The 13852-nt window shown below is 40.2% G+C and carries 13 protein-coding genes and 3 riboswitches; of the genes, 5 read left to right on the top strand and 8 right to left on the bottom strand.

Annotation, left to right across the window (positions count from 1 at the left end):
* The first annotated feature begins 369 nt into the window (after positions 1 to 369).
* Positions 370 to 765, top strand: coding sequence for an RDD family protein (locus WKU33_RS13095; protein ID WP_336251816.1), 396 nt, complete (start codon positions 370 to 372; stop codon positions 763 to 765).
* 205 nt (positions 766 to 970) lie between these two features.
* Positions 971 to 2008 (top strand): PTS transporter subunit IIC, encoded by a 1038-nt coding sequence (locus tag WKU33_RS13090; protein ID WP_340455027.1) that lies wholly within the window; start codon positions 971 to 973, stop codon positions 2006 to 2008.
* Between the two features lie 51 nt (positions 2009 to 2059).
* Here WKU33_RS13090 and WKU33_RS13085 read toward each other — a convergent pair whose 3' ends face one another.
* The 3 genes from WKU33_RS13085 to WKU33_RS13075 form a co-directional block, all read right to left on the bottom strand.
* Positions 2060 to 2614, bottom strand: a complete 555-nt coding sequence (locus WKU33_RS13085; RefSeq protein WP_336251818.1) for a hypothetical protein — start codon at positions 2612 to 2614, stop codon at positions 2060 to 2062.
* A gap of 67 nt (positions 2615 to 2681) precedes the next feature.
* The gene (locus tag WKU33_RS13080; RefSeq protein WP_156855704.1) at positions 2682 to 3374 is read right to left on the bottom strand and encodes a deoxynucleoside kinase; all 693 of its coding nucleotides are present in this window, start codon (positions 3372 to 3374) and stop codon (positions 2682 to 2684) included.
* Positions 3371 to 4012 carry a deoxynucleoside kinase gene (locus WKU33_RS13075; RefSeq protein ID WP_336251819.1) on the bottom strand — a complete coding sequence of 214 codons (642 nt, stop codon included), beginning with the start codon at positions 4010 to 4012 and terminating at the stop codon, positions 3371 to 3373. Before WKU33_RS13075 ends, WKU33_RS13080 begins: the two co-directional genes overlap by 4 nt.
* A 530-nt stretch (positions 4013 to 4542) precedes the next feature.
* Here WKU33_RS13075 and WKU33_RS13070 point away from each other — a divergent pair.
* Positions 4543 to 6087, top strand: coding sequence for a multicopper oxidase family protein (locus tag WKU33_RS13070; RefSeq protein ID WP_188858663.1), 1545 nt, complete (start codon positions 4543 to 4545; stop codon positions 6085 to 6087).
* A gap of 169 nt (positions 6088 to 6256) precedes the next feature.
* Here WKU33_RS13070 and WKU33_RS13065 read toward each other — a convergent pair whose 3' ends face one another.
* Together WKU33_RS13065 and WKU33_RS13060 are read right to left on the bottom strand one after the other, a co-directional pair.
* Complete coding sequence (locus WKU33_RS13065; protein WP_188858662.1) at positions 6257 to 7456, bottom strand: phosphoglycerate dehydrogenase; 1200 nt, start codon at positions 7454 to 7456, stop codon at positions 6257 to 6259.
* A 127-nt stretch (positions 7457 to 7583) separates the two neighbouring features.
* Positions 7584 to 7659, bottom strand: a riboswitch (glycine riboswitch).
* A 96-nt stretch (positions 7660 to 7755) separates the two neighbouring features.
* Positions 7756 to 7838: riboswitch (ZMP/ZTP riboswitch) on the bottom strand.
* Between the two features lie 331 nt (positions 7839 to 8169).
* Positions 8170 to 9630, bottom strand: coding sequence for a protein adenylyltransferase SelO (locus WKU33_RS13060; RefSeq protein WP_336251820.1), 1461 nt, complete (start codon positions 9628 to 9630; stop codon positions 8170 to 8172).
* Between the two features lie 147 nt (positions 9631 to 9777).
* Positions 9778 to 9873, top strand: a riboswitch (guanidine-I (ykkC/yxkD leader).
* Positions 9874 to 9943: 70 nt separating this feature from the next.
* On the opposite strand from WKU33_RS13060, the gene WKU33_RS13055 reads away from it, so the two are divergent.
* Together WKU33_RS13055 and WKU33_RS13050 are read left to right on the top strand one after the other, a co-directional pair.
* Positions 9944 to 10285, top strand: a complete 342-nt coding sequence (locus WKU33_RS13055; protein ID WP_156855699.1) for a DMT family transporter — start codon at positions 9944 to 9946, stop codon at positions 10283 to 10285.
* Positions 10285 to 10599, top strand: a complete 315-nt coding sequence (locus WKU33_RS13050) for a DMT family transporter (RefSeq protein WP_336251821.1) — start codon at positions 10285 to 10287, stop codon at positions 10597 to 10599. The genes WKU33_RS13055 and WKU33_RS13050 overlap by 1 nt, the downstream gene beginning before the upstream one ends.
* 1043 nt (positions 10600 to 11642) lie before the next feature.
* Here WKU33_RS13050 and WKU33_RS13045 read toward each other — a convergent pair.
* The 3 genes from WKU33_RS13045 to WKU33_RS13035 all read right to left on the bottom strand — a co-directional run bounded on the left by WKU33_RS13045 (position 11643) and on the right by WKU33_RS13035 (position 13561).
* Positions 11643 to 12113: a hypothetical protein gene (locus tag WKU33_RS13045; RefSeq protein WP_156855697.1), complete on the bottom strand. Its 471-nt coding sequence runs from the start codon at positions 12111 to 12113 to the stop codon at positions 11643 to 11645.
* Between the two features lie 37 nt (positions 12114 to 12150).
* Positions 12151 to 13173, bottom strand: a complete 1023-nt coding sequence (locus tag WKU33_RS13040; RefSeq protein WP_156855696.1) for a DUF3231 family protein — start codon at positions 13171 to 13173, stop codon at positions 12151 to 12153.
* Between the two features lie 118 nt (positions 13174 to 13291).
* Complete coding sequence (locus WKU33_RS13035; RefSeq protein ID WP_156855695.1) at positions 13292 to 13561, bottom strand: holin; 270 nt, start codon at positions 13559 to 13561, stop codon at positions 13292 to 13294.
* Positions 13562 to 13852 lie beyond the last annotated feature (291 nt).

Below are 13852 nucleotides of genomic sequence, written 5' to 3'. Positions count from 1 at the left end.
GAAAGAGTCTTTACGAGAGATCTTTTAAAAGAGGAAGAAACGATCAGAGTCTTAAAGGATAGGATTTATCTCCCAAAACGGTTTCTTTTAATAGATATTTCTTTAAATTGGAAAAAAGATAATCCGTACCTTATCTTGCTTAAGAACTAGATAGTAGAAATATTATCCATAGTTCATGCCTTTTCGTCATAAAACGAGCGTTCATGCTAAATTTATTGAAAGAGCCTCTATCTTACGACAGCATTTCTTTCCCACAGAACGAAAATCGACAACACAAACTCAAAAGATATTCTATTATAAATGAAACCTATTCTAATCAATTTCCGTATATGGTAGAGGTATGTAATGAGGACAAAGGGAGGAATTATGATGAAACCATTGACGAAAAAACGCTTAAAGGCCTCACTAATTGATGGCTGTATTAGCACGGCAGCTTCTCTAGCTGCAGAATATTTCTTACGGAAAAAAATAAAAAACGAAGCATTCCATATGATTGTGTTACCAATTCTGAGCCAGTACACATTAGAATATGTGCAACTCAAAAACAGTGGACAGACAATTGGTTACAAACTAATGGGAATCGAACTAAAAAGTGAAGACGGCAAGGAATTGACGAACGAACAGATCTTAAAAAGAATGCTGCACCGGGACACTACTAGCACCATCGCGTACATAAAGAATAGGGATAGCTTTGAAGGCCAAGCAGGAAAACTATTCCCTCATGACCGCAAAGCTGGAACAATTGTAATGGAAACAACTAAATAAATAATCTACAGCTCGTCCAAAAAGTGACAGAGCTGTTTTATTTTTGAGAAAAGCGAAACTGAATTGACTTCTATCCCAATCTTTTTTGCCACTCATTCACTTTAATACATAAAAGCATTACTCTGCAAAAGAAAAATGGTTGACTATTAACGAAACTCATCTTATAATTTACTGCAATTACTTTGTTTGGGGGAGACGAGCGGGGATGAAGGATTTTTTCAGTAAGTTATTAAACGGAATGAGTATCGGGATTGTTGTCGCACTAATTCCAAATGCTTTATTAGGTGAAATTTTAAAAATATTAATTCCATATTTTCCAGCTTTGGAGCATTTATTTGATATAACCGTAATGGTCATGAGTTTACTGCCGATTTTAATTGGAGTAATGGTTGGAGTAACATTTAAGTTAACACCGATTCAAACAGCTTCTGTCGGCATTGCAGCGATGATCGGCAGCGGGGCTATTATGAAAACCGAAGAAGGGCTATTCGCATTAAACGGTATCGGGATCGTGATTAACACTGGTATTACGGCGGCACTTGCTGTCTTATTTGTTCTATGGATTGGAAATCGTTTGAAAGGCTATTCCATTCTATTAATACCGACTTTAAGTATTATTGTTCCAGGTATGATAGGTTATGCTTTACTTCCTTTCATCCGTTATTCAACCGAATTGTTAGGAGAATTGGTTGCTGCTGTTACAAATATGCAGCCGGTTTTGATGGGCGCAATGATTGCAGTGATTTTCTGTCTCATTATCCTCTCCCCTATCTCTACTGTTGGTGTTGCAACGGTAATTATGCTTTCCGGTATCGGCTCTGGAGCGGCAAATCTCGGGATTGTAGCAGCAGGTGTTGGGCTTGCGATTGCAAGCTATAAAGCAAACTCGCTCGGTACAGCTCTTGCCCATGTGCTTGGTTCCCCGAAGATTCAAATGCGGAACTTCATCATGAAACCGAAAATTGCATTTCCTATGCTGATTACCGCAGCTTTCCTTGGAGGACTTGCGGGGGTATTAAATATTCAAGGGACGCCTTATAGTGCGGGTTTCGGTTTATCTGGTCTAGTCGGGCCTTTAAATTATATTAATCTTGCTGAGGGCGGCTGGACGTTAAATAATATTACGATTATGCTTGGCACGTTCCTCATCTTGCCAATTATATTAAACTTAGGATTAATCTATGTGTTCTCCCGGAAATTAAAAATGATTAAAGCAGATGACTATAAATTGAACTTTGAATAGGGCTGGGGATAAATGTCCCCGCCCTATTTTCTTTCCAACTTATATCCCGACTCAACGTATCGCCTTTTCTTTTTCCTTTGTACTTGATGTGTATGGTTCATTTTTTAAAAACCGGATAATAGATGCTGTCGCTTCCTCAACCTTTTCAGCTAAATAGTTCGTGCGTTCATATAAGACACTGCGAAAATGATCCAGTTGCCGCACTACCTTTGCTGTCATTGCTTCCTGCTCCTCGACTCGCTTCTCCAGACCTTTCATCCTGTTCTTGTCAATGGCTAATTGGTTCGTAATCTCCTCCTGACGCTCCATATATGCTGTAACTTGTTTTGCAAGCCGTTCATTCTCCTCTGAAATAGCTGCTAATTTCGCTAACAGTCTTCTATATTCCGTCTCGAATTCATGCCATTTCTGCATATTCAGCACATGTTGCCTGTCAGTTGATGATTTTATTTCCGCTACATGCTTCTCGACCGATTCATTGAATTGCGTTTGTTCTTTAAGCCTTTCAGTAGTACGGTTATGAAAATATATTACCTGATTATTATCATCAACCGCTTCATCCGTCTGATAAATATCTTCGTAATCGCCATTAATATATAATCCCATGGTTTCACCCCTTACTTGGTTACTCCCCTTATTTTATGCAAGAAATCGACCGTTAGGGAATTCTTCATTACAGCCGATAGTCCTCATTTATTGGAATCATGGATCTCATCTTACGCTTGCCAATCCGCCGGCCAACTTTCTCTAGAATCAGTTCAAGAGATTCCTCCTGTTTCAAATCATAATCTGCAATATTAATTCGTAAAACAGGACAGGCATTAAAGCTGTCAATCCACTTACTATACCGGTCATGCATTTCTTCCCAGTAACTAACCGGTGTCTTCCGCTCCATCTCTCGCCCCCGCTGGCGAATACGACCAATTATTTCATCTAAAGATCCTTCCAAATAAATCAATAAATCTGGGTGCGGGAAATATGGCGTCATGACCATCGCATCGAATAGGTTTTTATATGTTTCATAATCCGTAGGTGACATTGTTCCTTTTTCGTAATGCATTCTCGCAAAAATTCCAGTATCTTCATAAATCGAGCGATCTTGAACAAAACCGCCACCGTATTCAAATATTTTCTTTTGTTCCTTAAAACGCTCCGCCAGGAAATAAATTTGTAAATGGAAACTCCAACGCTCAAAATCCTTATAAAAGCTTTCCAGATATGGATTATGATCCACTTTTTCAAAAGATGTTTTAAAATCGAGTGCCTCCGCCAAAGCTGTAGTCATCGTCGATTTCCCAACACCTACTGTACCGGCAATCGTAATTACTGCATCATTCGGTATACCGTATTTCTCTCTCCAATTCATTTGCTTGCTCCTTTAATTGTCAGCTGTTCGTTAACTATGTTTAAAATTTTTTCCAGATGATCCTGATTTTGCATGAAATCCATCTCATCCCCGTTAATCCGAATTAGCGGGATATCGGGATTTTCTTTTTCAAAGTCGTTCATGAATTGTTTATAATCCAGCGACAGTTGCTGTAAGTACTCCGATTCAATATTTTTCTCGATTTTTCTTCCCCGCTTCCTAATTCGTTCCATAATCGTATCGAGACTACCGGTTATATAAATGACAAGATTAGGTTGCGGCATGTCCTTCGTTAAAATCTCATAAATCTGCCTGTATTTATCAAACTGACCTTCATCTAAAGTCCGTTTTGCGAATATCATATTTTTCGCCATATGATAGTCCGCCACGACCGGATGACCATGCTTCAAATAGTCCTTATCTATATCTTCTAACTGTTTATATCGATTACACAGGAAAAACATTTCTGTTTGAAAACTCCACTCATTTATATCTTCATAAAATTTGTCAAGAAAAGGATTCTCACTTACAATCTCTTTCAACAAATGAAATTCAAAATGACTGGCGATCTTTTTTGCAAGTGAAGTCTTACCAATACCAATTGGACCTTCAACTGCAAGAAAAGGTACCTTCGTCATTATTATTCCTCCTTCAAATTAGATCCTTCATATTTTATCATACTTCATATGTTCCAACCATCACCATTAAAGTGAAACTTCATTTAATAAGAGGAACTTTTTATTCCCCACTAAATGGTATAGTTGAACGAATCGAGCTACTACCGGATGTTAGATCTTTCCACTTCGTATTAATGTGTTTCTAAAACCCTGAAGCATGATACATCAATACATCCAGCCTGTTACACTCGATAGTCGCGGCTACTTTCATAGCTATATAGTACATTCGCCTTTCCCAATTAAAAATTACTGCATTTACTATTATAAGCTCAACTTTCGTAACCTGAAACACAGGATACATCTTAAAAAAATTGAAAGAACTTCCATTCAGCGTAAGTGAAACTTTCATTTAGGCCCACAGTTTATTTAAGGAGAATGCCTTTTGTTGCAATACCATGCCTAACTATACACATCATCGACTATAAATCCCTGGTAAGATTGATTTTTTCAGGAGCGAGAGTTTAGTTATAAGGAAGATTTGAGGTGAAAGAATGCAACGACTGGAAAAATTTGTGGATCCTCTACCGCTTTTAAACACACTTCAACCAAGTAAAAAAACAAGGAATGGTGCACATTACGATATAACGATGGAAGAATTCCGGGCCAAATTACACCGTGACTTGCCGCGAACCACATTATGGGGATATAATAGGCAATTTCCTGGACCGCTGATTGAAGCATTCCGTGATGAACCGGTATCTGTAACATGGCATAATGAGCTGCCGAACAGACATATCCTCCCCGTTGATACGTCCATCCATGATTTGGATAAACTCCCTACCGTCCGTACAGTTGTCCATTTACACGGGATGGAAACAAAGCCAGAAAGCGATGGGCATCCTGATGCTTGGTATACAAGAAATTTCCAAGTTACAGGGCCAACATTTACACAACGGACGTTTCATTATCCAAACCATCAGCGCAGCAGCTTACTTTGGTATCACGATCATGCAATGGGACTGACAAGGCTCAATGTATATGCCGGGCTTGCCGGAATGTACATTTTACGGGATAAACATGAAGCATCCCTAAACCTCCCAAGTGGTGACTACGAAATTCCATTAATGATTGTCGATCGGAGCTTCCATCCAGACGGCTCCTTATCCTACCCAGCGCAACCAAATGACGCTGATCCCAATTTACCGAACCCTTCCATTGTGCCAGCATTTTTAGGAGATACAATTGTTGTAAACGGAAAAATTTGGCCATATTTGGAAGTAGAACCTCGGAAATACCGTTTCCGTATTTTAAATGGCTCCAACACGAGAGGTTACCGGCTGTCGCTTGATAATGGAGAGGTTTTACATCAAATCGGCTCAGATGGCGGGCTGCTTAGAAAACGCGTCGAAATGGAAGAAATCGGGCTGCAGCCTGCCGAGCGTATCGATGTCATCATCGATTTTTCGGAATTAGAAGGCCAAACGATTATACTAAAAAATAATCTTGGACCAGGTGCTGATCCAGCTGACGGAATGGGAGAAATTATGCAATTCCGGGTTACAGAAAAGCTAAAAAGTAAAGATACGAGTAATTTACCTGTTAACCTTTCCTATGTCCCTTCCTTAAAACAAGATGAAATTAAGACGGTCCGTTATTTAAAACTAGTTGGTTCCACTGATGAATATGATCGTCCTTTACTGCTTTTAAATAATCTGAAATGGCATGATCCAGTTACGGAAAATCCACAGTTAGATTCGACAGAGATTTGGGCATTCATAAACACAACCAACTTCTCCCATCCAATCCATATTCATCTTATTCAATTTCAAGTGCTGGATCATCAGACCTTTGATCTTGAACGATTCAATGAAGATGGGACCCTTTTGTTTACAGGAGCACCACAAGCTCCTCTTGCGAATAATCGCAGTTGGAAAGATACAATTGAAGTACCCGCTGGAACGATGACCCGCGTGATTGCAAATTTCGGTCCCTATACCGGTGAATACGTCTGGCATTGCCACATCCTCGAACATGAAGATTATGACATGATGCGCCCGTATCGCGTAATTACAGATGAAAGAAAGGACAAAAAATAATGAAACCGGCTGGAAAAACTAACACATTCCAGCTGGTTTTCATGCTTTCCATATTGATTTTGATTGATAAGAGTCAGAACGGACATAAGCGCTAGAATCTCTCACAACATCTTGTTTAAAATTTTCCTTTACAACGAAAAAATGGGACAGAGCCTCTGTCCCATTTGGATTAGATTGTGCGAATTCGGATTACATCCTCGATTGTATTAATTTCGGCTTCCATTCCTGGAATGACGTCCCCGTTCACTTTCTCGTCAATATCAATCATCGTATATGCCAAGTCACCACGGCTTTTGTTAATCATTGCCGCAATATTTAGACCCCTTTTAGAAATAATCGCACTAATTTGGCCGAGCATATTCGGTACATTATGATGGAAAACCGTAACCCGGCGCTTTCCTGTATAAGGAAGAAACGCATTCGGGAAGTTCACCGCGTTTTTAATATTACCTGTCTCTAGGAAATCTCTCACCTGGCGAGTTGCCATTCGTGCACAATTTTCCTCTGATTCAATCGTTGACGCACCAAGATGGGGTAATGTTATCGCATTTTCCATATGAAGTAAGCGATCATTAGGGAAATCAGTAATGTATTTACCGACACGGCCCTTCTCCAGAGCCACTTCAAGCGCATCTTCATCGACAAGCCCGCCACGCGAGAAGTTCAGAATATGGACGCCTGGCTTCATCTGTTCAAAAGCTTCCCTATTTAGCATACCTGCTGTCTCATTTGTAAGGGGAACATGAATTGTGATAAAATCCGCCTGTTCAAATACATCTCCAAGAGACATCGCACGCTTAATATTCCGGGATAGTTCCCAAGCCGTATCAACAGAAATATACGGGTCAAACCCAATAACATCCATATCAAGATTCAGTGCATCATTAGCAACCATCGCTCCAATTGCACCAAGTCCAATGACGCCTAGCTTCTTCCCTTTCGCCTCACGTCCGACAAATTGCTTTTTCCCTTGTTCAACGAGCTGCGGTACTTCTTCCCCTTTGCCTTTTAAATCTTTCACCCAATCGACTCCGTTAAACAGGTTACGAGAGGATGCCATAATAGAAGTAAGCACGAGTTCTTTTACGGCATTCGCATTTGCCCCAGGAGTATTGAATACAACAATACCTTGATTGGAACAAGTATCAACGGGAATATTATTCACACCCGCGCCAGCACGTGCGATAGCTTTTAAATTTCCACCGAATGCCATGTTGTGCATCGGATAACTCCGGACAACAATTGCATCCGGATCATTTGCTTCATTATCAATCGTGTAATCTTCTTCATTAAATATTGCGAGGCCTACCTCAGCAATATGATTCAACGTTTTAATTCTTTTTGTTTTGTCTAAAGTTATTGTTGTCATCTCTCTACTCTTTCTCCTTTTTACTCTTACTTTTCTTTCTAATCTCCACAACGCAGCCTAGAAACATAAAAAGAGACTGGAAAAAACCCCAATCTCAGAAAGATCTAGAAAACAACAAATAAACCTTTGTTGTTCTTCTGTCCTTTTGCCTGAGATTTTGAACCCTTCGGCGATGCATATGCATTCTCTCCAGAAGCCGCTCCCGTTATAGTGTCACCCATAACATTCGTCGCTTTTGAATATTCTATTCATTCAAGTCGCCTCCTTAAACATAAAAAGGCAAGGAGTTAAAAATCCCTTACCTCTGCCCAGGCGATCGACATGATTTCATTATGTGCTCCCCCGCGGTGGTCTCCGCGTTTCGCCAGTTACACATAACGTTTCAATTGTTGATGTTATCTTATCAGAATTAAATTATTTTTTCAATGGATAAACAGGGATTTTTTAAAGTTTTTCAATAATGGTCTTTCCCATTATAGACCGTCTCTTATATAATGTATTCACATTATTGTAGTTGTTTCGAAAGGGTGGACTTTTTGAATATTATTATCGAACCAGATTCGTTTAAAGGAAGCTTATCAGCAATGGAAGCAGCTAAAGCGATAGTCTAATGGGACTCCTTTTATGGATGGAAGAAGAAATTATGCGTTGTAAGGAGAATGTGATAAAAAAGAGAAAGAAACGCGCTTCATTATTACGTTTCTTTCTCTTTTTTACGTCCCGCAAAATGTTTGATAAGAAGTTCCGGTGTCATAATTTCTTTTCGCAAATTCCTTCTGTTCATCTGTATGGGCAAAGGGATTTTTCAAGAGATGAATTAATTCTTCTGCTGGCGTATAATCTTCCTTTTGAACAGCCGCTTCGATGGCGTCCTCTACCCACTTATTTCTCGGAATCAATGCTGGATTATGCTCATACATAAGCTTGTTGCTTGCTTCCTGCGTCTCGCTTTGTATTTTGATCCTTTCCTGCCATTTGATTTTCCACTTTTTAAATTCATCCATACGTCCAAGCGGAAAATCTTCTTCTTTGCCATAAGTTAACGCTAAGAACGTATTCGTATAATCGGCATGATAATGTTGCATCAACGTGAGCAGTTCTTCAATGAGGGCTTCATCCCCTTCTCTTTCACCAAATATCCCGAGTTTCTGTCGCATCCCTTCCAGCCAATATTTCTTATATAAAGGACCAAATTCTGAAATAGCTTCTTGCGCATATTTCAAGGGTTCTTCCTTGCTCCTTCCGAGTAAAGGAAGCAGTGTCTCTGCAAAGCGCGCCAGATTCCATGCGGCAATGCTCGGCTGATTCCGGTAGGCATAACGCCCATTCACATCAATCGAACTGAATACAATATCCTGATGATACGCATCCATGAAAGCACATGGACCATAATCAATTGTTTCACCGCTGATCGTCATATTATCGGTATTCATCACGCCATGAATAAACCCGACGAGCTGCCATTTCGCGACTAATTGCGCCTGCCGATCCAACACGTTTCTCAAAAAAGCGAGGTACGGATTTTCCGCATGTTTTACTTCTGGATCATGCCGCTCAATTGTATAATCAGTAAGTTGCACAAGTTCATCTATTTCACAGAAGTGGGCTGCAAATTGAAATGTACCTACCCGAATATGACTGGAAGCCACCCTCGTCAAAATCGCACCCGGGAGTATCGTCTCCCGGCGAATCCCTTCCCCTGTCGTCACTACAGCAAGGCCCCTTGTAGTAGGGATATTTAAGCCATGCATCGCTTCACTAACCATGTACTCCCTAATCATTGGCCCAAGTGCAGCCCGGCCATCACCACCACGGGAATAGGCTGTCCTCCCTGCACCCTTCAGCTGGATATCGAAGCGTTTGGAGTCAGGTGTCACTTGTTCCCCAAGCAGTACCGCACGTCCATCACCGAGCATCGTGAAATGACCGAATTGGTGACCGGCATAACTTTGAGCTAGCGGTATCGCATTTGGCGGGAGAGCATTTCCCCCATAAATAGCGATTGCTTCATCACTTTGCATTTCTTCATTATTGAGACCAAGTGCTTTTCCAAGTTCCTCATTATAAAAAACAAGTTGAGGATTCGCCACCGGGTTCGGCCTCAATTTTTGATAAAAAGTTTCAGGGAGTTCCGCGTACGTGTTCTCCAAGTTGAAATTAAATAAATTCGTCATAAGCTCTCCTTTTATAGCTTGTCATTACCCTTTAGTATACTTGGTAAGGACTAGATTATTCCAATGTGAAAACTTGACTCAATAATTAAATCCCCTTCTCTTGAAAAATCGCTCCTACTCCTGTATAGTAAAAAGTAATTGCATAAGTTGAATGTTTTCTAGGGTTCCGCAACTTTGTTGGTCTGAGACCGAGAGAAAACTCGCAGCTTTGCTGTGCCACGGAAGGATAAAAGCCTGGGAGATACTGTATTTTCACAGTTTCTCCCAGGCTTTTTTGTTTTTCGGAAATTCTTATTTTGGAGGTGCAATACAATTGAATAAAGAATGGATGAAAGTGATTATTGCTGCTTTCTTTGAAGTTTTTTGGGTGATTGGTTTAAAACACGCACAAGATTTTTGGACTTGGGCTGGAACGGTTGTCGCCATCTATATCAGCTTCTATTTAATGATTATGGCTGGAAGGAAACTCCCGGTTGGTACGGTCTATGCGGTTTTTGTCGGTTTAGGAACAGCGGGAACCGTTTTTTCTGAGATAGTATTCTTTGGAGAACCATTCGGGTTAGAGAAAGTAATATTAATTCTTATTTTATTAGCAGGTGTCGTTGGTTTGAAATTAGTGACACCGGATAACGTTAGGGAAGGCGGTGAATCCTAATGGCATGGACTTCGTTAATTTTGGCAGGTATATTTGAAATGTTCGGTGTTGCTATGATCAATAAATTGCATATCGACCGAAACTTTAAAGCATTAGCTTTGTTGATTCTTGGATTTGGGGCTAGTTTTATTTTTCTTGCATATGCCATGGAGACGCTTCCGATGAGTACAGCTTATGCAGTTTGGACAGGGATCGGCGCTTCCGGCGGAGCAATTTTAGGTATGTTAATATACGGAGAATCCAAGGACTGGAGAAGGATTGTTTTTATTAGTATGGTACTAGGTGCTGCAGTTGGTTTGAAGCTGATTTCATAAAACTTCATAAATCATAACTCAACATTTGCCGTCTGAAACAGTTATGTATTCCTTGGCTATCTAAAGGTCCGCAGTCCCGACACCTCTCACTTTCCGTTAAGTGGCTGTGAGCCTCGACGCATAGAATGTGCTCATGCAGACGTTGCCACATACAAGAGCGTTCTTAGACCGCCTCGGGCTAAGCGCTAAGGGGGCTCACCTTACTCTAATGGGAAAACTACTGGGGGTTATTTTCCCATTCGCATGCTCACCTTACTTTAATGGGAAAACTACTGGGGGTTATTTTCCCATTCGCATGTTCAGCTTACTTTAATGGGAAAACAACCTGGGGTTATTCTCCCATCAGCATATTCAGCTTACTTTAACGGGAAAACTACTGGGGGTTATTTTCCCATTCGCATGCTCAGCTTACTCTAATGGGAAAACTACTGGGGGTTATTCTCCCATCAGCATGTTCAGCTTACTTTAATGGGAAAACTACTGGGGGTTATTTTCCCATTCGCATGCTCAGCTTACTCTAATGGGAAAACTACTGGGGGTTATTTTCCCATTCGCATGCTCAGCTTACTCTAATGGGCAAACAACTGGGTTTTATTTTCCCATCAGCATATTCAGCTTACTTAAATGGGAAAACAACTGGGTTTTATTTTCCCATCAGCATATCCATCTTACTTTAATGGGAAAACAATAGGGAACTATTTTCCTATTAGGACGCTTACCTCGCTCTAATAAGAAAACAAACGATCCCTATTTTCCCATATGCATCATTAGCTTACTTAACTGGGAAAGTATCCGTCCACCGGGCAACTGAACGGTAATCAGGACACCAAAATAATGACAGCAAGATACTTACGTTGAATGAAAGCATTCATTCATTTTGAGAAGACTTTTTTAATTAATAACGGTTAGGGGCGCTTAATTAGGATGATTTGCTTTAATATTTTCAGGGTGCAAAAGTTGAGTCATAAAAAAAGCTGAAATGGCTAGGACATAACTATTCTAAAATGAGTTAAATCCACACAAAGGCGCAAGCGCCCGTGTTGTTATGTCCCAGCCACTTTCCTCATCTGCTTGATGATCGATACAATAGCAAGTCCAACAAAGGTTCCGATACATAAGAATATAATCGGCAAGAAAACAGGACCAATTAACGCACCGAATATTCTCAAGGTGGAGGAGTAGATTAATCCAATTGTTCCGAAGTATGCGCTGAAAACAAATGGGAGAAAAGAGTAAGGAGACCTCGCTCCTCCTGCATCCCGATAAGCATCCCAAATGGCAAACATATATACACATGGATAGAACATAAGCCAAAGATAATTCGTCTCCGCAATGGCCGTTTGCATCTCTCCTCGGAAACTATAAATGATCACCTGATTCAAATTTGATTTCACATTAATCATGAATTCAGCTGTAATGAAGATAAGACCTTTCACGATTTTCCCATTCAACAATTGTCCAAAACCCGGCAGAGCAATACTCCAAAATATTTTTTCAAGCGGTGATTGCTTCATCCTTTCACATCCTACAGATTAAACGTTTGATAGCATATTAATTATGTTTGTTTTTGCTTTTCGCAAGCTTCTCTTTATCCACTGTACCTGGAGGTTGCTCCAACCATCCGTTTTCAATCATAATCTCTGCTCCATCTTTCGCATATTGTGCTACTTCAAGGGATAAACGTTCATAATTCACGATAAGATCATGCCGCTGACTTGCTCCAGCAGCCGTTGCATAATTTCCAATTCCTAACGCACACAACTCTGCGAACAAGAACATCCCTAACTTTTCCGAGAAAGGGGGAATCGTTGAATCCGTTATGGAAACATCTGATGAAAGAGGTGCTAGCAAATCATTGTCGGAAAGTATCTTAGCAAAGATTCCAATATGTTTTTTCGTAATATCTCTCCCTCTTAGCATCCAGTTCTGCACCTTCTCAACGGCAGAGACTTGCGCAAAGCTTATTGCAAGCTTCCCTCCAATCATATTCGTCCGTACGTTCATATGAAGATAAGATATTTCCACTGCATTTAGTGGTCGCTTATTACTGAATGGATTCATTCCACTAAAATATTTCTTGCTGTCAATCATGTCTGCTTTTGTTGGATAAGGAATATATGGAGGCCGCACAAATAAACCTTTATCTACGGAAATATCCGTTGCCCTATCATACAACTCCAATACTCCCGTGATTCCTTCCTTAAAAATAGTTTTAATATCTTTCCTGGCACTCGTGGTGATAAAACCACTGTACGCAACTAATCCAACCCTAGTCAAATGCCCAATATATTCAAGCATAAGCCCGTCGGTATATAAGCGCGGTGCATTCAGATTGACATCTTCCTTACCAAAGCCAGCTGGCAGCGGGAGCTTCTCCATAATAAAAAGTTGGTCTAATTTATTCACATGTGTACTTATAAAATCATAAGTTTGTTGGACAAGTGATCGGATTTCCGAATCCTCAACGTCTTTTAAAAAATATTCTAATATACATTGATTCATACTGTCATTCATGTAGGATGTCCAAATTGCTGCGATTTCAGATGATGTTAGTTGTGTATTAGAGTTAGTCATAACATTACCTCCAGCGAATAATTACAAGCACCTTTATTCTTCACATATAATGTAAAATGATACATAAAAGAGCGCGCATTTTAATTAGCGCGCTCTTTAGCAAAGTAAGTATGACCGTTTACTCCTCTTCCTCTGGATCGTTTATATCTCTTCCATTCTTACTCAATTCAAACAATCCTGTGGCGGCAAGTCCACTAATTCCTCCAGCCCAGCTGCGGACAAGAAGGTCTGCTCCAAGAAATGTTGCAGACGCTCCAAGCGCAACACCAATAAAAATGGATGCTAAAGGTAAATACCGCTTAGGCACTATTTTGGAAACTTTTAATGCCTGAACAATGCCTGTTGTAACAGGAGCGATTATTGTCCCCATCATAAGAATCTCTACCATGGCTAACCACCTCACCATCATTATATGAAAAGCAAAATAAAGATGTCTCTGCATTTGACATAGATGATAGTTAATTGCTCGCTGATATACTAAAAAGGTGTGTCTCCTAATCATAAGAGAATACACCTTTTATTAAACTTCTGTCATTCCTATCTTCCTAATCTTCCGGTCCATAAAACTTCCATAAAATAATCCCTTGTACAATCAAGCCACCTATAGCCATATACAACCAAATCGATAACATTGGGTTAGTCCACATTGATTATTATTCTCCCTTCCGAATCAGTATCC

Source organism: Oceanobacillus sp. HCA-5259 (assembly GCF_037892815.1).
Lineage (GTDB): Bacteria > Bacillota > Bacilli > Bacillales > Amphibacillaceae > Oceanobacillus > Oceanobacillus indicireducens.
This window is presented reverse-complemented; position numbering and strand designations above follow the sequence as displayed.